The following is a 21,044-nucleotide window of genomic DNA, read 5'->3' as shown; positions in this document are numbered from 1 at the left end:
TTATAGTACTTTTAATCGGTTGACACAATTGAATTGTTTGATGGATTTCAAAAAAATGTGTAAATTGGGCAATTTTTTGTAAAGCGGGATAGCATTTATAAATTATCTACTAATTTTCTGAACATTTCTTCAGTTTCACTTAAATTTTTCATGTTAAAAATGACGGGTTTAACTTCTTTGTGATTTTCTTTTGACTGTATATATTTTTTTGGGACGATCACAATAACCGACTTGTTTTCATTAAATACTGATACTTCGCAGTTACCAAATTCTGATACATAAAAAATACCTCTACGATACAAAGGCGTTGCTGATCCAACAACTTTCGTTCCTATTCTCACATCCTCAGTCATATAGATGGTTTCTATTGTATCAAATGATATTGTTGCCTTTTCCATCGTACTTTTTATTGTGATACTATCATCAGTAATTGTTACTTTGGGCGCAATAAAATCATCCATCAATAATGCGATTGGTAACATGACACAACATAGCACCAATATGACAATCGTGAATAACATGAAGATTTTGCCACCCTTAGTGCCGAGATTCACGTTAGAGCTGCCCATATGATTAAATACTAGCATTTTGGGATTGTTTGGATTGTTATAAAACAATGCCCATTTCCAGTAATTCTCTTCATCATCGCGAACTGAGTCGTACCAACCTCTTTGTCGTTTAATGATCTTAAGTTGTTCACTTGCTTTACCGATAATATAAAGTTTTCCACCTATTACAAATCCTAGCCAAATGAATAAAAACAACAGCACAATTGACATGTAAGGTGTATCTATTAACATAAGAAAGTTGGTTATAATGGACATTATAATCCATATTCGATTATTTCGTCTATACTGTGTGATGACTTCTGTGATGGCATCATCATTCAGTCGCTCATTTGGTATATACACTCCAAATAATCTACCACGAGATGGTTTCGCCATTCCATAATTGGCTCCTAGCAAAATCAAAAATGTCATTAAGTTACAGGCGAACATAAAATATGAAAAAACTCTCACTTCTAACCTCCCATATTAACACAGAAAACAGTGTATCTATGTTTAATGATATCCTAGACTTATTAAAAATCTCTTAATAGATTATTAATCTGTGAATATTGCAATTTTCTAAACCTGACATCATCAATTTTAGTAGGATTCTGCAAAGAAAAATGGCTCTTGATTTTCATCGAGAGCCACCTTTCTTGTGGGGTTGGAATGCCGAGGTTGTGCTCGACAAGCTATTGATTATTCCCGATATACGGATTACTCTCTATATAATGGGAAACGATCACAAAGCGCTTTTACTCTTGCACGTGCAGGTTCGAGGTCTGCATCGCGGTTATCAATCGTCCAGCTAATGATATCTGCGATTTCTAACATTTCTTCTTTACCGAACCCTCTTGTTGTTGAAGCTGGTGTACCTATACGGATACCACTCGTTACAAATGGGCTTGCTGTTTCATTTGGCACAGTGTTTTTATTCGTCGTAATGCCGATTTCATCAAGTAACTTCTCTGCAGCTTTACCTGTGATATCTTTATTTCTAAGGTCAACAAGCATCAAGTGGTTATCAGTACCGCCCGATACAATTTTGAATCCTTTTGACATAAGTGCTTCTGAAAGTGTCTTTGCATTTTCAACAACACGTGTTTGATATGATTTAAACTCTTCCGACATCGCTTCTTTAAAACAAACTGCTTTAGCAGCGATAATATGCATAAGCGGTCCGCCTTGAATACCAGGGAAGATCGTCTTGTCAATATCTTTAGCGTATTGTTCCTTACAAAGAATTGCGCCACCTCTTGGACCACGTAAAGTCTTATGAGTCGTCGTCGTTACAAAATCAGCATAAGGCACTGGACTTGGATGTAATCCTGTAGCAATAAGGCCTGCGATATGAGCCATATCTACCATCATGTATGCGCCAACTTCGTCACAGATTTCTCTGATTCTAGGGAAATCAATCGTTCTAGAGTAAGCACTTGCACCTGCTACGATCATCTTTGGTTTTTCAGCAATTGCCATCAATCTAAGTGCATCATAATCAATAAAGCCATTTTCGTCTACGCCGTAAGAAACAAAGTTATAGAGCTTTCCTGAGAAGTTCACTGGGCTTCCATGAGTTAAGTGACCACCATCTGATAAGTTCATTCCAAGAATTTTATCTCCTGGTGTTAAAACCGCCATATAAACACCCATATTTGCTTGTGATCCTGAATGCGGCTGAACGTTTGCGTGATCTGCACCAAATAATTCTTTCATTCTATTTCTTGCTAAATCTTCAGTAATATCCACATACTCACAACCACCGTAGTAGCGTTTATTTGGATACCCTTCAGCGTATTTGTTTGTTAAATGCGAGCCCATTGCTTCCATTACTGTTAAACTTGTAAAGTTTTCAGATGCAATAAGTTCGATATTGCTCGATTGTCTTTTAAGCTCAAGCTCCATTGATTCATAAAGCTCCGGATCGTTCTTTTTAATCAAATCTAAATTCATCACTTATTCTCCTCAATTTGTCATTCTTAAGCTATTACCATAACATACACTTCATGAAACATCATGAACGATTCAGCCATGAACGATTCAGCCATGAATGATTCAGCCATGAACGATTCATTCATGAACGATTCATTCATGTACTTTTTCATTCACGAAATATTTAATTCACATACTCTGTATGGAACACTTGATAATTTTATTTTTTGACTTTCATCGGCGCCATGTGAATGGCTTCATTACGAACACCTAAAGTTGCTTCTGCAAATGATTCTGCAAGTGTTGGATGCGCATGAACTGTATTGGCAATTTGATCGACTGTCATTTTATTCGCAACTGCAAGAGTTCCTTCTGCAATTAAGTCCGAAGCATGAGGCCCCATAATATGAACCCCAATAACCACGTCATTCATATCTGCAATCACTTTAATAAAGCCTTCTGTTTCACCAATTGATAACGCTTTTCCATTCGCACCAAACATAAACTTGCTCTTCTTGATTTCAATGCCTTTTTCAATCGCTTCATCTTCGCTGATTCCAACCGTTGCGATTTCAGGGAATACAAAGATACAATTTGGCACTGCATCGTGATTGCCTTTATGGTCAATTCCCATGATATGTTCAACTGCAGCGATACCTTGGTGTGATGCAGCATGAGCAAGCATGAGAATGCCATTGACATCACCGATTGCGTAGATGTGATCCACTGACGTTTTAAATGTATGAGGATCCACCGTAATGCCTTTACGGCTACATTCAATACCAGCAGCTTCAACATTTAGATCCTTATAGTATGGGCTTCTGCCTGTTGATAAAAGTACATTTGTTGCAGGGAATTCCACAGGACCTTTAGTTGTATTTCCAGTTACTTTAAGTCCATCTTCAGTCTGAACAATCACCATATCTTCAATGGATTTATACAAGTTGATGCCTTTTTTCTTGAGTGTCGCACCAAATCGTTTAGTAATCTCTGAGTCAACTTCTCTTAAGAACTTATCTCCACGAATAAGTACCGATACTTCCGAGCCTAAAGCCGCGAAAATGCCTGCAAATTCAAAACTGATGACACCACCACCGATGATCACAAGTTTTTCTGGTACAGTTTCAATTTCTAATAGCCCTTTGCTGGTTACAACACCTGGAAGGTTAACCCCTTCAAATGGTGGTATCGTACTTGTTGAGCCAGTGGCGATGATAAACTCATCACCACTGACTTCAATTGTTTCACCATCATTTTTAATGACTTTGAGTGTTTTTGTATCTACAAAACTTGCAGAGCCTTCAATCAGTTCAATGCCATTTGCTTTTACAAGTTGCTCAATGCCACCTACTAAAGTTTTCACCACATCGTCTTTTCGAGCTTGAATTTTTTTCATGTCAATTTGATACTGATCAATCGAAATTCCAAAGTCATCAATGTGATTCAATGTATTCAATATTTCAGCATTTTTATACAGTGTTTTTGTAGGTATACAGCCATAGTTGAGGCATGTTCCACCAATTTTATGTCGTTCAATTAAAGTAACCTGAGCTCCAAGTTGAGCACCTCTAATCGCAGCTACATAGCCACCTGGACCGCCACCAATTACAACTATTTTTTTTTGCATGAGCGCCTCCTAAAAGATTATTTTTCCCATTTAAGCACTGGGGTTCTAGCTGCCAATACTTCGTCAACTCTTCTAATTTGAGTTGTTGTAGGCGCGTTTTTAAGTAGCTCAGGTTGCTCGTCTGCTTCTTTACTGATCTGAATCATCACATCGATAAAGGCATCTAACGTCTCTAAGCTTTCTGTTTCAGTTGGTTCAATCATCAATGCGTTTGGAACGATCAGTGGGAAGTAGATAGTCGGTGGATGATAGCCCATATCGAGTAATCTCTTCGCTACGTCAAGCGTACTGCAATGATGTAAATCATTTTTAAGTCCAGCAAAAACACATTCGTGTTTGCAAATCGTATCTACTGGAAGTGCATAATAGTCTTTTAATTTTGCCTGTACATAGTTTGCATTTAAAACCGCCATCTCAGATGCGCGTTTTAAACCTTCTGCACCCATTGTTAAAATGTATGCATATGCTCTTACCATGACACCAAAGTTTCCGTTAAATCCTTTAATTCTACCAATTGAATCTGGTCTGTTGTAATCAAGGAAATAACGATCTTCGGCTTTACTCACAACTGGCGTCGGTAAAAATGGCACTAAGTGCGATTTTACTCCAACAGGACCTGATCCAGGGCCCCCACCACCGTGAGGTGTTGAAAATGTTTTGTGTAAGTTATAATGAACAACGTCAAATCCCATGTCTCCAGGTCTTGTTTGTCCCATAATGGCATTTAAATTTGCACCATCATAGTATAAAAGACCGCCCGCTTCATGAACGAGTTTTGCAATTTCTACGATATTTTGCTCAAATAAACCAAGTGTACTCGGATTTGTTAACATAAGACCTGCAATTTCATCGTTTAAAGCAGCTTTTAAGTTATCTAAATCCACCGCGCCATCGCGTGTCGATTTAATCTCAACGATATCAAAACCAGCAACGTTTGCACTTGCAGGGTTAGTACCATGCGCTGAATCTGGAACGATGATTTTTGTTCTTTTCAAATCGCCACGTTTTTCATGATAAGCTTTGATGATCATAAGACCCGCTAATTCACCATGTGCGCCAGCAGCAGGTTGAAGTGAAAATTGATCCATTCCGCCGATTTCAGATAGCATACTCGACAAATCATACATGAGTTCTAAAGAACCTTGCGTATGAGTTTCTTCTTCAAGTGGATGAAGCGTTGTAAATTTGCAAAGATTTGCCATTTCGTCATTGATCTTCGGATTGTATTTCATTGTACAAGATCCAAGTGGATAGAATCCAGTATCTACGCCAAAGTTCTTATTACTTAATAAAGTATAATGTCTCACCACTTGAGGCTCACTCACTTCTGGCAATACGAGTTCTTGATTACGGCGCATAGATGCAGGAATAACATCCTCAAGGTTGATGTTTTCTACGTTACAGCCTGGAAGTCTATAACCTCTTCTACCTTCAGTAGAGATTTCAAATATTAGTTTTTCGTATTTTACCATGAGATTTCCTCCATTGCTTTAACGAGACAATCGATTTCTTCTAACGTACGTTTTTCAGTGACACAGAATAACACTTTACCTTTAAGCGCTGGATAATCTGTTCCTAAGTGGTAACCTCCTAAGAAACCTTTCTTAGCAAGTTCTGAATTAAGAACTTCAACATCGCCATCTGTTTCAAGGACAAATTCTCTGAAGAACGGTTGGTTAAATACCGGTCTAAACTTTTTAGTTTGAATAAGTTGATTGTATGCATAATATGCTTTTTTAGCCGATTGTTCTGCAACTTCAAATAAGCCTTGTTTTCCTAACGTGCTCAGGTAAATCGTTGCAGTTAATGCGTTTAGCGCTTGATTCGAGCAAATATTTGATGTTGCTTTTTCACGACGAATGTGTTGTTCACGCGCCTGAAGTGTCAACGTAAATGCACGTTTACCGTCTAAATCAACAGTTTGACCCACAATACGACCTGGTAATTTTCTCATTTGTTTTGTGTTTGCAGCCATAAAGCCAACATAAGGGCCACCATAGTTTAATGGATTTCCAAGTGGTTGTGCTTCTCCAACTGCTAAATCAGCACCATATTCGCCTGGAGTTTTTAGCATGCCTAGTGAAATAGGATCTACATTCATGATGAAAAGCGCTTTATTGTTATGAGCGATTTCAACAGCATCTGTACAGTCTTCAACATTTCCAAAGAAGTTTGGTGTTTGAACGATCACACCTAAAGTATCTGCAGTAACGATTTCAGCTAAGGCTTTCACATCTGTTACGCCATCTTTTGACGGTACTTCAACCACTTTTACACCGTAAAAACGCATATACGTTTTTACAACTTCTCTTGTATGTGGATGAACAGTTTCAGAGATAACGATGGTATCTCCTTTTTGATTTGCAGCTGCAAGCATTGCTGCTTCCGCTGTAGCTGTTGCACCATCATACATTGAAGCGTTTGATACTTCAAGACCAGTCAAATTTGCAATCATCGTTTGGAACTCAAATATTGCTTGAAGCGTTCCTTGGCTAATTTCTGGTTGATACGGTGTATAAGCTGTATAAAACTCAGATCTCGAAATAAGGTGTCCCACAACTGATGGAATAGAGTGATCATAAGCACCTGCGCCTCTAAAGCAAATGAGGTCATTTGTGCTCACATTTTTATTTGCTAGTGCTCTAATTCTCTTTGATACTTCAATCTCAGAAAGTGGTCCATTTAAATCGAGTCTTCTACCCAGTTTGATGGAAGCCGGAATGTCATCGAATAATCTATCAATCGAATCTAACCCAAGTACTTCAAGCATCTTTTGTTCGTCTTGCTTAGTATTTGGAATATATGGAAACATTCTATGCCTCCTCGTTACAAAATGCTTCGTACTCTTCGGCGTTCATTAATTCATCTAAATCTGCTTCATTAGAAATTTTAATTCTCATAATCCAGTTTTCATATGGATCTGCATTTACAAGTGATGGATCATTTTCAAGATCTTCATTGACTTCAACGATTGTACCAGTTACTGGCATTAACATATCTGATGCTGCTTTTACCGATTCAATTGTTCCAAAACTTTCTTCGCCTTCAACTTCTTCGTCAACTTCAGGAAGTTCAACATATACGATTGATCCTAATTGGTGTTGTGCAAAGTCTGTAATTCCCACTAAAGCAACGCCACCTTCAACTTTAACCCACTCGTGGTCTTTTGTATAATATAATCCGCTTACAATTTTCATAATAAATCCTCCTCATTCATCTTCAATCTTCATAAATTATAGTTTCTTCTAAATTTTGTTTCTTCTTAATTTTGTTTAAGTTTCATTGCTTTTAATCTTTTGACGCTCTATTTCAGAGTGTTACCCCCATTTTCTGAGCTCACACTTCTAAAATGACTATTTAGTGACTATTAGTAATCACTTTGTGACTATTTTTTGTATTGTTTTTGGTAAAAACGTTTGCTAATGACTTTTGCTGGGAATACATTTTTTCTAATTCTCACGTTGAGTTCAGAACCCATCTCACCATACTTAGAGTCAATAAGAGCTAGAGCAATGTTTTTCTTCAGTGTTGGAGACATGTAACCAGTGGTAATAACGCCGATCACTTCTTCGCCAGCAAGCACTTCATAGCCTTGTCTTGGAATGCCTTTTTCAAGTTCGATTCCAATTGTTTTTCTTGGAAGTCCATTGGTTTTTTGAGCCACTAAAGCATCTTTACCAATGAAGTTTTCTTTATCTAATTTTACAAAGAAGCCAAGACCTGCTTCAAGTGGTGTAATTGTTTGGTCAATTTCATGTCCGTAAAGTGGTAATGTCGCTTCAAATCGAAGGGTATCTCTACAGCCAAGTCCAGTTGGTTTTAACCCCATTGGTGCGCCTACTTCTAAGAGTTTTCTCCAAATTTTTGCGATATTTGCATGTTCAGTATAGATTTCGAATCCATCTTCCCCTGTATATCCAGTTCTTGAAACTAAGCATTTTGAACCTTCAATGGTTACATTGCGATTGCAATAGAAGAATTTGATATCTGCTAAATCCACATCGACAATTTTTTGTAAAATGTCTTGTGCAGCTGGTCCTTGAAGGGCAATTTCTGAGATTCTATCAGACTGATTTTCTAAAACAACCTCATAGCCTTTCGCTTGCTCTTGCATCCAAGCATAATCTTTTTCTACGTTGCTTGCATTGATCACGAGGTAAAAATGCTCTTGATCAAACTTGTAAACGAGTAAATCATCTACAACGCCACCATGTTCATAACACATCATGGCATATAAAATTTGGTTGTTTTCAAGTGTTGCTACATCGTTTGTCACAAGATTTTGAACGAATGCAAAGGCATCTTTTCCCGTTACATCGACTTCGCCCATGTGCGATACATCAAACATACCTGCTGCGTTTCTAACTGCTTCATGTTCTTCAATGATTCCTTCGTACTGTACCGGTAATGCCCAGCCTGCAAAATCAATAATTTTTCCGCCCGCTGCCACATGTTCATCATATAATGCCGTCTTTTTAACTGAATCCATTATGCAACCTCCCTGTAACTATCATCGTTTAATTTAACTGGATACCCTATCATAGGTGTAAAAAAAGAGGTATATAATGGAATAGCAATGCTAGCGCCATTATATACCTCTGTATCTTTACCTGAGAGTTTCATGTAGTCCTCATCTTCTAGTCACATGTGAATATCCTTCATTGTCTAGTGATTAAGTCTACATTTCCGCCTTCGGTGCCTACTTAAAGGGCTCTCCAGAGTTCCATCAGATCATACTACTTGTGCCTGAGAGATTCTGAGTTGTCGGCAAACAAACCCATTGCTCCTTCGGCTACCTCTTTAAGAGATATCTCGCATCATCATCACTTGGTACTGTATGATATTGTATCGACGTGATTTAAAACCTTCGTCTTCTACATTTTATGCGAAATGCAGTCAATTTTCAACTGATTTTTTCTGGAAAATTTCATGAAAAACTACAAAAAATATTAAAGTTTTGTATCATCTATTTCTGCAAGTATTTTTTGAAGTGCAGGGATGATTTTTTTGATAGATCCAGCCTCAAATGGACTATCGAGTTTTGCTACTTTTAAAAGCTCTGTAAATGGCATGCTGCCGCCTTTATTGCAAAGCGCTAAATAATCCGCCCATGCCTTTTCTCTATTGTCGTTAGCTTTAACTAAGAACTGGAACGCGCACACTTGAGCGAGCGTGTAATCGATGTAGTAAAATGGATCAGTAAAAATATGACCCTGTCTATACCAATATGCACCTCTTTCAAGCAAGTCATTGTCTTCATAATTTCTAGCTGGTAAATATTTTTTCTCAAGCTCACGCCACTTCGCTTTTCTCACTTCTGGCGATACTTCTGGATTTTCGTAGACAAAATGTTGGAATTCATCCACCAAGACGCCATATGGTATAAATAAAATTGCTTCACTTAAGTGCGTAAACTTGTATTTTGTAACGCCTTCCTCAAAGAAAGATTCCATCCAAGGGTAGGTAAAGAATTCCATACTCATAGAGTGAATCTCACAAGCCTCAAGTGTTGGCCAGTTGTATTCTGGAAGGGTATAATTTCTACTTTGATATACCTGGAATGCATGACCCGCTTCATGTGTCAAAACACCGATATCATCAGCAGTTCCATTAAAGTTAGAAAAAATGTAAGGTGCTTTATGTTCAGGTAAAAACGTACAGAATCCACCACCTGCTTTACCTTTTTTTGCTTCTAAGTCCATGAGTTCACTATCCACCATAAAGTCAAAAAACTCAGCAGTTTCAGGCGATAACTCGCGGTACATTTTTTTACCATTTTCCAAAATCCAGTTTGCATCCCCTTTAGGCCCTGCATTACCACTTGTAAACGAAATACTTTCATCATAGTAGTTCAGAGTATCTAGTCCAAGTCTATTGCGTTGTCTCTCTTTAAGAGATACTGTTAATGGAACTAAATCTTCTAATACTTGTTTTCTATAAGTTGCTACATCTTCATGATTATAATCCGTTCTCGTTAACCGCATGTACGCAAGTGGAATATAATTCTCGAATCCAAGTTTTTTCGCGATGCGATGTCTTACGCCAACCATTTCATGATAAAGCTCGTCAAATGCAGCTTCATTTTCACGGAAGAAGTTTGATGCAGCTTCTTGTGCTGCTTTTCTAACACTTCGATCTTTAGATTCGTAGTAAGGTGTCATTTGTGCTAAGTTCAGTTCTTTTCCATCAAACAAAATCTTCGCTGAAGTTCTTAACTTGGTATACTTTGAGTTCAAGCTATTTTCAAGTTTCAAATCTTCAATAATATCTGGGTGGAAAGTTTTAAGTTTCACTTCGATAATATTAAACAAATGATCGCCAAACTCCGCTCTTAATTCTTGTTTAAACGGAGAGGCATCTAAAGCGCGATAATACAAATCGACAAGTTCTTCTAGTTCTGGAGACATTTCATCCATATAGTCGTTTTCTTGATCATAAAATGTATCTTCTGTGTTGATTACATGTCTGAGTGCGGCAAGTTGAAATGTCGTATCCACGTGACTTCTCAAAGTATTAATCTTTTGAATCATTTCAATTTGTTCTTGAGCACTTTGAGCATTTTTAAGTTGATCGATAAGTTGTGTAAATTGGACTTTAACAGATGCAACATCTGGTCTTTCATATTTTAATTCTGTAAATTTCATGTCATCCTCCCATTATGTATTGACATTCGTACAAGAGAATTCTACCATATAAATTTATTTTTGTGTACTAAAACCTTTAAAATACTCGATTTAACAAAAAGAACACTCAATACCATTACGTATTGAGTGTTCTCCTGTCTCATATGATTCTTATGAAATTTGGTGCAGGTAACAGGACTCGAACCTGCAAGAGATTGCTCTCACTAGGACCTGAACCTAGCGCGTTTGCCAGTTTCACCATACCTGCATGGCAATTGTAAGCCTTACTTAAAAAAGCTTACAAAGCCATTATAGGCGAATTAATTATAATTTTCAATTGTTTCTTGAATAAACTGTTCTATTTCGCCATTTTTTGTATACTCTGAACGCATTAATAGATCTTGATACATGCGAATAACTTCAACGATTTTTAAATTCTGATTCTTAAACTCATAATGCGTTATTGCCTGGACGAGGTTTTCATTCATTTTTAAAGTTGATTCATCAAAGGAAGTCACATTAAGTGTTCCATTAAAGAACAAGTCCAGATATCCCTGCAACATAATTTTAGCATTATCACAAAAGATGGATTCAGGATATAGTGTCACAAACTCATCTACAGCTACCGCTCGATTAATCAATTCTTCCCATGAAATCACGAGTCCCATATCAAAGACTGCTGGGAGATCAGATTCTGTCTTCATGAGAGAAAAATATTTTTGACAAGACTCCGTTCCATAATCGGCATATTTTAAGTAAAATCCATAATCGACAAAAGGACCAATAAACCCTTCTACTTGTTCAATTTTATAGCCCATTGCTTCAATTTTATTGAGAAGTGCTAAGACTTTTTCATCTGTAACTTGTTTAGATTTTAAATCTGCTATTTGAAATGAAGCCAATAGTGTTTGGCTTTCTTCCGACATAAAATCAGCATCCAACTCGCCTGTTTGCATGATGTGAACTGCTTCAAATGCATTGAGCATCGCATCGACATTTTCATCTGATAAAAAAGGAATCGATTGATCCAAATAGGCAATCAAATTGCTTACTCCAGTATCTGGATTTTCTGTCATTTGAATAAATTCTGAGAGAATCTGTACTTGTTCTTCTTCCGTTTTTTGCGCGATTGCCTCTGTTGTTGAAGGATTTTCTGTTGTGCTTTCAACATTCTTCGCATCGTCGACTGAATTGCTTTTACATGCAACAAGCAACAAGCTCAGCAACAATACAACGATTGCAACCATTCCTTTTAATGATTTGTTCATTTTCATCCGCCCCATATCAAAAGGTCTACTCCTCTAAAAATTCACCGTTCTCGTTCACCTCTGAACAATTTGAGTCTTATAAGTTCAATTTTAAATTGATGTATGAATTTTTTTGATGATCATAGCCGTAAATATTTTAACACACATTTCTCCAGAAAAAAGTGTTTTTTCATTCATAGGTACGATATAATAATTGAGCAGTCATTCCAGTATAATGATTGAGCAGTCATTCAGGTATAACGATTGAGTAGTCATTCAGGTATAACGATTGAGTAGTCATTACGATATATTAATTGATCAGTCTACGCAATATAAAAATCAGAGAAATCCGCACACCTACTAATGATAATTTAATAAATTATGCCCTATTAAAGGAGATTATATAAATTATGCCCAAAAAAAATATACAGTCGATTCATTATTTAAGAATAATGGCTTGTTTAATGGTCATCATGATTCACATATCAGCAACACCTGTGGTCTCATTGACACTCAATAGTCCCGCTCAGATTTTTTTCATTTTTCTCAATCATTTATCAAAACCAGCAGTGCCCATTTTCATTTTTATCAGCGGTTTTTTACTCAACTTTATCTACGATCAACGATCACTCCATTTTATTGAATACTATAAAAAGCGATTGCCAAAACTGATTATTCCGTATGTTCTTTGGTGCATTCTCTACTATGGCGTGTACGCTGGGTTTGGCTATTATCCTTTAAATTTAACGTTCTTTATAAAAGGCGTTTTGGAAGGTACGTTTATTTATCATCTTTATTTTATGGTCATTATTATTCAGTTCTATTTGTTATTTCCCGTACTTCACTGGATCAGACTAAAAATTAAAATGTTTCCTCTGTTTTTTGTAACCCTAGCGATTCAGTTATCACTAATTTTAGTGATTTTTCCCTATAAAGATCGCATTTTTTTAACGTACTTCGCATATTTTACATTCGGAATGTTGGTTCAGTCACAATTTGACCTCATAAAACGCATGAATCATTATAGACTACTCAGTTTTGCTGTATTTGTACTTGTAGGAGCATTCAGCGGCTTTCTCTATTGGAACGACCTCAATCAAGTCGTTGAACTCTCACTACTCTTTGTGTCCATCGCATATGTCCTCTTTGCATTTATTGCGATTGGTGCTTTAACTATTTGTTTCGAAGGTGTCTCCGCTAAAGTAAACTTATCCGAAAAAGCCGAGAAAATAATTGTAAATATTAGTGGTTCAACGCAACTGATCTATTTTGCACATCCACTTTTTATTATCGCTGTGGATCTATTCAGTCCGTATTTCTCCATTCACTCAATTAGTTTAAAAGCACTTTTATCCTTTATGAGTATCTTAATTATCCTCGCACCAATTGCTTATTGGATACAAATACATCCTTTATCATTAAAAACTAACAAAGGCGCCTGATGGGCGCCTTTTTGATTCTGATGTTTCACAGACATAGGAGGTCTTTAATTTTAAAAGAACACTGGCAAACTATACCCCTTAAAAATTTGTCTCATTTTATCCAGATATTGCTTAATTTCAATCACTTCATGGCTTTTACAAGCGGCTTCAGCCATTAAACACGCATTCATGACTTCCTCTGCGCGCACATTTCCAGATGAACCTTTTAGCTTATGAAACAGCATGGCCATTTGAACAAAATCTTCGTCTACCAAACTTCTACCTGTGTATTCACGTTTAAGTATGCTCTCAATCGTATTTAAAATTTCTTGCGACTGAGACAAAAAGAGCTCCATGACATATTCTGCAGCTTCTCGATCCAAACCAGTTGCGACGCAAAGTGAATTGACAACACGATGAAACGACTCTGAATAACTCATATCCACCTCATTAAATTTTATTGAAGCCCAGCTTTTCAAGGACTTCACTTAATTTTTCAATATCGATTGGCTTAGATGCATAGGCATCGCAGCCATAATCAAACGCTGTCTTCACTGTTTGAGTCTCACCCAGTGCTGTTGTCATGATGATTTTTGCACGATGTTCTACATCCACTTTATTTTGAACTTCCATGTCTCGTATTGCTTTTAACACTTTTACCCCGTCCACTTTTGGCATCATTATATCTAGACAGATTAAATGATAGGGATTTTCTTCCTTGATGGACAACAAGTAGGCATCAATGGCTTCAAGGCCATTAACGACCATATCACATTCTCCATACTGTTTTAAAAAACGATTTAAGAACTTGCGACTTACCATATCGTCTTCAACAATTAGTATTTTTTTCATCTGAACCTCCATCATTTGCCTCGTAAAGCATCTTTAATATGCGTTCAAGTCTTTCAATTAACTCAAGAATTGTCTCAATGTGCTCTTTGCGTATTTCAAGTTCAATCTTAAAAGCGATGTTCTTCAGTTCTTCCGCATTGAGATCTTCAAATTTGACTTTCATTTGATGTGCGATGATCTCCATCACAATATAGTTTTCGTGCATTAACTCTGACTTTAAGGACTCAACTTTTGAAAGTAAATCATCAATCGTCTCACGTTCGATTTTTTGATTGGTACTCTCTTTTCGCATCATGTGCTTTTGAATCTCTAAATCTACAGATAAATGATGGCGCATTTTATCCTTTAAGGTTAACCGATCGACTGGTTTTGAAATATAATCATCCATGCCACTTGCTCTAAAAATTTCCTCATCACCTTTAAGTGCAAAAGCAGTGAGTGCAATGATAGGCGTATGGTTATTATGTCGACTTTTATCTCGAATATAGCGCGTTGCTTCAATTCCATCCATTTCAGGCATTTGTATGTCCATCAGAATTAAATCATACTGCATCTCATCACTTTTCTCAATAGCCTCAAGACCATTACTTGCGATAAATACCGTTGCACCTTCGAGTGCAAGCATCTTGCTCATAACAATCTGATTCACTCGATCGTCCTCCACCAATAGAATAGACTTGTCAATTTGTAACTTTTCCTCTTGATCTTGATCCGAGTCAAGCATTTCATTTTGTTCTGAAATTTTCAGCGGCAATGTAAAAAAGAACGTGCTGCCAATATTTTCTGATGTAGTAAATCCAATCGTTCCCCCCATCATTTCAATGAGTTGTTTAGAAATGACTAATCCGAGTCCAGTACCACCATACTGACGTGTATAAGATCCGTCAATTTGAGTAAAACTATTAAACAACAACGATTTTTTGCCCTCTGGAATACCAATACCGGTATCAGTCACACTAATAGTTGTATGGATTAAAGACGGATTTTCTTTCTCATATTCTTGAGACACATCAATCTTAATGACACCCCTCTCGGTAAATTTTATGGCATTACTGATGAGGTTGTTGAGAATTTGCTTAATCCGCTTCGCGTCACCCATTAAACGATTTTGATGCATACGACTCAAATCAGATATGAGCTCTAAATTTTTCTCATTAACGTGTGCAATATGCGTTCTCATTGTCGTATCAATACACTCCCTTAAGTCGAAAGATTTCGTATCAATACTCAACTTACCCGCCTCAATTTTTGAAAAATCCAAAACGTCATTGATAATATCTATAAGTGAAGATACACATTCTTTGGCAGTAATTAAATTATCACTTTGCTCATCATTTAAAGGATCTAGCATCGTTAAATCAATCATTCCGACAATTCCGTTGAGCGGGGTCCTGATTTCATGGCTCATATTTGCTAAAAATTCACTCTTCACACGGTTGGCTTCTTCTGATTTCTCTTTCTCTTTCAGAAGAACGATTTCCGATTTTTTCTTATAATCAATATCAGTAATAATCATGGCGAGGCAATCTTTTTCAGGCGAGTAAATCGAAACTTGAATCCAGTGATCCATGCTCGACATATAATATTCCTGAGCTTGGTAACTTTCACCGGTTTTAAGAACTTGATCAAACCTAGTGATGATTTTTTGCTTTTCTAAATCAGGAAGTGCCTTTAATTCACTCAGCCTTTTCCCAACAGAAGTTTCTTTTTTAAACTTAAACACGTCGTAAGTCGCTTGATTGACTTCCAAAATAATGGCATCGACCACATTGTGTTCCATATCATAAATCGCCTTATAATACCCGATACTACTTTCCATATTTTGAAATAACAAATAGTATTTCTTTTGGCTCTGTCGATATAATAAATCCGCCATTTTAGCGTCATGAACGTCTAGGAAAATTCCAATCAGTCCGTTAAAATTATTATCATGATCATAAAGCGGTTTAGAGACACACAGCATGTGCCGATAATCATTCTTTGAACGGCTCATTTCAACATCTACGCGAAATGCACTTTGATCCACTAAACTTCTATTGACTGCTTTATCGAATTTTACAAACGATTGTTTTGCCATGTGTTTTTCAAGAGTTTCCAAAAACTCCGGTTCATTTATAGGCAGATAACTTTTAAATGTATTGTTGATAAAATCACATTTTTTACGACTATTCATCCTAAATATCATGACTGGCAAACTATCTAAAATGGATAAACTCGATTTTTTAGCTGCTATCAACTGCTGTTCGTGATTGATCTTAGTCGTATAATCTTCAACCGTTAAGACATAATAAGTTCCTTCATCTCGATACATCGTCATAAAACTCAGATTCATCCATATCGACTTCGCTTGATCTTTATGCATATATTTGATTTCGGATAAATAATTTTTTACAACCTTGCCTTCTTCCACAAACTGAGCAACTTTGTTTTTAAGATGTCCAAAATTATACTCACACGTCATATCGTCTTTATAATCATCACTTTCAAAATACCAATTGCCTCCAAAAGTACTTCCAAATACTTTTCCAATAATGTTTTCAGGTTTCAGCACATACGTTCTTAGGAAATATTGATTGATTTGTTGAATTTTGAGATCTTTATTGATAATCATCATCCCAATTGGAAATTCATTAAACAGTTGGGTAATATTATCGCGCTCTTGTATCACACGCCTCTCACTTTCAATAAATTTTGTAATATCACGAAAAACGAGCACATAGCCTGACATCTGAGTTGTGGGAGATGTCACACTATTTAAATGTGCTGAAATGTATCTTTTTGAACCATCGGGTAATACAATGTAAGAATTTCTGACGAGACCTCTATCTATATCTCCAATAAACTCATCATCTTTTAAAAAATCTATCGGTAAATCGGATTCATCTGTAAAAATTCGAAAGACTTCGTTAAAAGATTTGCCTAAAATACTGTGCATAGATTCAGCTAAAAGATCACATGCTTTTTTATTAACAAATTGAATTTTCCCAGTAAAATCTGCAATAATGACACCATCGCCAACACTTGATAGCACTGCAATAAGCCAATCCTTATTATAATCATTGAGTATATTCATGTAATCAGCCACAATAATTGCTCCTCCATCGTCTGAGATTGTAATACTTAAGTTCGGTCATCTGCATCACATCGTTTTTAGCAAGTTGTATATCGAGTTCGGAATTTGGTGTAAAGGATATTGTTTTTCAACTGCCCCTACTTCAAAAGCAACTTTCGGCATTCCATAAACCACTGAAGTATTTTCATCTTGTCCAATCGTTTTAGCCCCTTTTCGTCGCATCGCCAATAAGCCCTTTGCGCCATCATACCCCATACCGGTAAGAATGACTCCAATTGCATTGGCTCCACAAGCCTTTGCAACTGATTCAAAGAGCACATCTACAGAAGGACAATGACCATTGACTCTTGCACCTTCAAAGGCTTCAATTTTATACCGTTCTCCCACACGAGAAACGCGAATATGTTGATCACCAGGCGCAACATAGACGTGACTCGGTTCTATGTATACCCCACTTTTGGCTTCAGTTACAGTAAAACGAGTCTGGTTATTCAGTCTTTCAGCAAACATTTTTGAAAATTGCGGTGGAATATGCTGTACAATAACGATTCCAGGTATTTTTTCGGGTAAATCTTTAAGCACGCGATAAATCGCCTCAGTTCCTCCTGTCGATGCGCCAATAGCAATCAATTTTTGATTGACGTCAATTTTACTCTCGGTAATTTGAGGCATACCAACAGCAGCTGTACTCACAACTTTTGCACGTGCACATTCTTTAATTTTATAAATTAAATCCACAATGAATGTTTCGACACTTTTCGGAGATTGAATATTGGGTTTTGTAACAAAATCAACTGCCCCCGCATTCATAGCGTCAAAAACAGCATCGCTCACCGCACTGACCATAATCACTGGAAGTGGATGTTGAGGCATAAGTTGCCTCACAAACTCAATTCCATCCATTTTGGGCATATTGACATCACAAGTCAGTACATCTGGGTTAAAGGATTCGATCTTATCAATTGCGTCATAAGGATTTCCAACTTTTGCAACCACTTGAATATCACTATCCGTGGACAGCCCCCTAGATAGCACTTCACTAAACACTAAACTATCCTCTAAAATGAGGACCTTGATTTTTTTACCCAAGCGCTCCCCCTCCTATATCTTTCGATAAACAGCAGGTCTTATATATTTAAATGCTGTTGCATCGCGATTAATGGACTCTGAATGGCCAACAAACAAATACCCGCCGTTTTCAAGAGAGTCATACATTTTTCTTATTAACTCATCTTTAGTTTTTGTATCAAAGTAAATCATCACATTCCGACAAAATATCACATGAAACTTTTTTTTGAATGGAAACATCGGGTCTACGAGATTGAGTTGACGATAAATCACCTCATCTTTTAAACGGTTCTTAATCATCATATTTTCTGTATCTACAGGATCAAAATACTTTGTTTTCCAGTGTTGTGGAATGTCTTCTAATCTTTGTTTGCTATAGATTCCCTTTCTTGCTACTTCTAACGCACCCAATGACAAATCTGTCGCCAGTAATTTTGTGTCCCAATAATCATAATCAGCATCGAAAAAGTCAGCAATAATCATAGCGAGTGTATACGGTTCTTCGCCAGTGGAACTCGCCGCACACCAAATTCTTAAGTCTTTATTTCTCACCGTTGACTTTAAATAAGGCAATACATGATCTTTAAAAAACATAAAATGATCAGACTCTCTCATGAAAAATGTATGATTGGTGGTGATTTTATCAATCAATACTTCAACCGCTTTTCCAGATTTATCATTAACGAGGTAATGATAATACTCCGTAAACGTATTAAATCCTAACTCATAAAGCACTTTGTTGAGTCGTCCCATCAAGAGAGTCTGTTTTTCTTCTTTCATGTGTATGCCATAATTCACATGAATAAACTCAGAGAGGAGACGAAATTCCTTATCAGTAATGTGAATCATGACACACACCTCCTATCACAGTTCAATTATTGGCTAAAACATTGAGGTTCATGCAACTAATCATTTGAAACAAAACCCCAACTTATAATAAATTAATACTTCCCAAAATCTCTGTCATTTAGCACGATTTTACGTTGGCCATCCTCACTTTTTTTCATACCCTGAGTGCTATTTTTATCTCTCATAGAGTCCAGAAGTCTTAAAACGTCTGGATTTATTTCTTCATGTCCTCGGTATGCAACTGAAAGGTTCTTTCTTAATCTAAATCGTGAAACTTGTTCTTTTAACATCTCGGCTTGACCCGATAACTCTTCACTTGCTGAAGCGGTCTCTTCCGATGTCGCAGAAGTGGTTTGAACAACATCAGCAATTTGTGTGATACCTTGGTTGATTTGCTCAACGCCAATCGCTTGCTCATTTGAAGCGACTGCAATATCACTCACTAAACTAGATGCTTTTTCAACATTGACAACGATTTCTTCGAGTGCTTTTGCTGTTTCATTGGCAATTTTTGTTCCACCTTCTACTTTGTTGATTGAACCTTCAATTAATGCTGTGGTCTCTTTTGCTGCATTCGCAGATCTTGCTGCAAGATTTCGAACTTCTTCCGCTACTACTGCGAATCCTTTTCCGTGTTGTCCTGCGCGAGCTGCTTCAACGGCTGCATTAAGTGCTAAAATGTTGGTTTGGAATGCAATTTCATCGATGACTTTGATAATTTTGGAGATATTATTTGACGAATCATTGATATCCGCCATGGAATTTAACATGAGTTTCATTCTTGAATTTCCAAGTACTGCACTTTCTTTTGCACTTTCCGCAAGTTCATTAGCTTTAGATGCATTTTCTGCATTCAATCTCGTTTGGGATGCAATTTCTTCAACTGACGCGGTAAGTTGTTGAACTGCACTGGCTTGTTCTGTCGCACCTTGAGCAAGCGCCATACTTGAATCAGACACTTGTCTTGCTCCAGCAGTCACTTGATCAGATGCTGAATTGATATTATTCATGACTTCATTCATATTGTTTGCCATTTGATTAAATGCATTTGCCAGTGTACCCACTTCATCAGTTGAATTCGACTGAATATGTACATCCAAATCGCCATCTGCCATCTTTTGAGCTGCGCCAACCATCGCTGTAATTGGTTTTCGAATGGAACTTGAGATGAAATAACCCAATAACATGGAAATAATCATCGCTGAAACAAGTAAAGTAATCATCAATAAAGATGCTGAGCTGGATTGTTCTAAGTTATCTGTTGATGTTTGTAGGGCAGCCTCAACTTTAATGTCTTTCAATCTTCTATAATCTGCTTCTATCAAAGTTCTCAGATCATTGCCTTCCCCTTTCATTAATGTAAAGGCTAAATCTTTTTGCCCTGCTTTTGCATATGTGATAATTTGAGCAGCCACTTGATCATATTGCGTTTTATTTTCTTTAATATTTGCTACCAGTTGTTTGCCTTCTTCTGTAAACAAACTCTCTTCAAATTTTGCTAGATACTCAGCAAAATCAGCATTTCGTTCGACGATTCTCCCCTCATAATCCGCAATTTCTTCAGGTGTTTCAGATAAAATAACGTCTTTAACATTTCCTCTCATGCGTTGAAAACTTTCAGCAATCAAAATCATATCTGCAAGTGGTTCCGTCATATGTGTATAGAGATATTCATCACTTTCACTAATTTGATTGATATTTATCACGCCAACTAAACCAATCCCACCTGCAATTAAAGCTACAATTAAGAACCCTAAAATCATCTTTGTCCCAATTTTTAAATTTCTATAAAGTTTCATATAAA

Annotated in this window: 16 protein-coding genes, 1 tRNA gene and 1 riboswitch; of the genes, 1 reads left to right on the top strand and 16 read right to left on the bottom strand. The window is 36.8% G+C overall.

The window, feature by feature from the left end:
* Window positions 1-95 precede the first annotated feature (95 nt).
* The 10 genes from ACZ41W_RS01130 to ACZ41W_RS01085 form a co-directional block, all read right to left on the bottom strand.
* On the bottom strand, window positions 96-1,019 hold the full coding sequence (locus ACZ41W_RS01130) for a PH domain-containing protein (RefSeq protein ID WP_464313056.1): 924 nt from the start codon (window positions 1,017-1,019) through the stop codon (window positions 96-98).
* Between the two features lie 246 nt (window positions 1,020-1,265).
* Complete coding sequence (gene glyA, locus ACZ41W_RS01125) at window positions 1,266-2,501, bottom strand: serine hydroxymethyltransferase (protein WP_464313055.1); 1,236 nt, start codon at window positions 2,499-2,501, stop codon at window positions 1,266-1,268.
* 199 nt (window positions 2,502-2,700) lie between these two features.
* A complete protein-coding gene (gene lpdA / locus ACZ41W_RS01120; protein ID WP_464313054.1) occupies window positions 2,701-4,107 on the bottom strand; it encodes a dihydrolipoyl dehydrogenase in 1,407 nt (468 codons plus the stop codon).
* Window positions 4,108-4,124: 17 nt separating this feature from the next.
* Entirely contained in the window at window positions 4,125-5,579 is a 1,455-nt protein-coding gene (gcvPB, locus tag ACZ41W_RS01115; protein ID WP_464313053.1) for an aminomethyl-transferring glycine dehydrogenase subunit GcvPB, read from the bottom strand.
* Window positions 5,573-6,919 carry an aminomethyl-transferring glycine dehydrogenase subunit GcvPA gene (gene gcvPA, locus ACZ41W_RS01110; protein ID WP_464313052.1) on the bottom strand — a complete coding sequence of 449 codons (1,347 nt, stop codon included), beginning with the start codon at window positions 6,917-6,919 and terminating at the stop codon, window positions 5,573-5,575. The genes gcvPB and gcvPA overlap by 7 nt, the downstream gene beginning before the upstream one ends.
* A 1-nt stretch (window position 6,920) precedes the next feature.
* Window positions 6,921-7,304: a glycine cleavage system protein GcvH gene (gene gcvH / locus ACZ41W_RS01105; RefSeq protein WP_464313051.1), complete on the bottom strand. Its 384-nt coding sequence runs from the start codon at window positions 7,302-7,304 to the stop codon at window positions 6,921-6,923.
* A gap of 188 nt (window positions 7,305-7,492) precedes the next feature.
* Entirely contained in the window at window positions 7,493-8,596 is a 1,104-nt protein-coding gene (gene gcvT, locus ACZ41W_RS01100; protein ID WP_464313050.1) for a glycine cleavage system aminomethyltransferase GcvT, read from the bottom strand.
* 235 nt (window positions 8,597-8,831) lie between these two features.
* A riboswitch (glycine riboswitch) is annotated at window positions 8,832-8,934 on the bottom strand.
* A 122-nt stretch (window positions 8,935-9,056) separates the two neighbouring features.
* Window positions 9,057-10,751: a M3 family oligoendopeptidase gene (locus ACZ41W_RS01095; RefSeq protein WP_464313049.1), complete on the bottom strand. Its 1,695-nt coding sequence runs from the start codon at window positions 10,749-10,751 to the stop codon at window positions 9,057-9,059.
* A gap of 160 nt (window positions 10,752-10,911) precedes the next feature.
* Window positions 10,912-10,998 (bottom strand) — tRNA-Leu (locus ACZ41W_RS01090).
* Between the two features lie 52 nt (window positions 10,999-11,050).
* Window positions 11,051-11,998, bottom strand: a complete 948-nt coding sequence (locus ACZ41W_RS01085; protein ID WP_464313048.1) for a hypothetical protein — start codon at window positions 11,996-11,998, stop codon at window positions 11,051-11,053.
* A 389-nt stretch (window positions 11,999-12,387) separates the two neighbouring features.
* Between ACZ41W_RS01085 and ACZ41W_RS01080 the strand changes: the two genes are divergently transcribed.
* Window positions 12,388-13,419: an acyltransferase gene (locus ACZ41W_RS01080; RefSeq protein ID WP_464313047.1), complete on the top strand. Its 1,032-nt coding sequence runs from the start codon at window positions 12,388-12,390 to the stop codon at window positions 13,417-13,419.
* 50 nt (window positions 13,420-13,469) lie between these two features.
* Here the strand turns inward: ACZ41W_RS01080 and ACZ41W_RS01075 are convergent, their stop codons facing one another.
* The 6 genes from ACZ41W_RS01075 to ACZ41W_RS01050 form a co-directional block, all read right to left on the bottom strand.
* Window positions 13,470-13,838, bottom strand: a complete 369-nt coding sequence (locus tag ACZ41W_RS01075) for an Hpt domain-containing protein (RefSeq protein ID WP_464313046.1) — start codon at window positions 13,836-13,838, stop codon at window positions 13,470-13,472.
* Between the two features lie 10 nt (window positions 13,839-13,848).
* Complete coding sequence (locus ACZ41W_RS01070) at window positions 13,849-14,250, bottom strand: response regulator (RefSeq protein ID WP_464313045.1); 402 nt, start codon at window positions 14,248-14,250, stop codon at window positions 13,849-13,851.
* Entirely contained in the window at window positions 14,228-17,335 is a 3,108-nt protein-coding gene (locus ACZ41W_RS01065; protein ID WP_464313044.1) for a PAS domain-containing hybrid sensor histidine kinase/response regulator, read from the bottom strand. Before ACZ41W_RS01065 ends, ACZ41W_RS01070 begins: the two co-directional genes overlap by 23 nt.
* Window positions 17,336-17,389: 54 nt before the next feature.
* Entirely contained in the window at window positions 17,390-18,412 is a 1,023-nt protein-coding gene (locus ACZ41W_RS01060; protein WP_464313043.1) for a protein-glutamate methylesterase/protein-glutamine glutaminase, read from the bottom strand.
* A gap of 12 nt (window positions 18,413-18,424) precedes the next feature.
* On the bottom strand, window positions 18,425-19,240 hold the full coding sequence (locus ACZ41W_RS01055; protein ID WP_464313042.1) for a CheR family methyltransferase: 816 nt from the start codon (window positions 19,238-19,240) through the stop codon (window positions 18,425-18,427).
* 92 nt (window positions 19,241-19,332) lie between these two features.
* A complete protein-coding gene (locus ACZ41W_RS01050; protein ID WP_464313041.1) occupies window positions 19,333-21,039 on the bottom strand; it encodes a methyl-accepting chemotaxis protein in 1,707 nt (568 codons plus the stop codon).
* Between the last annotated feature and the right edge of the window lie 5 nt (window positions 21,040-21,044).

This window comes from Fusibacter fontis, from assembly GCF_055378735.1.
Note: the sequence above shows the minus strand (reverse complement) of the source record. Positions and strands in the feature narration are given on the sequence as shown.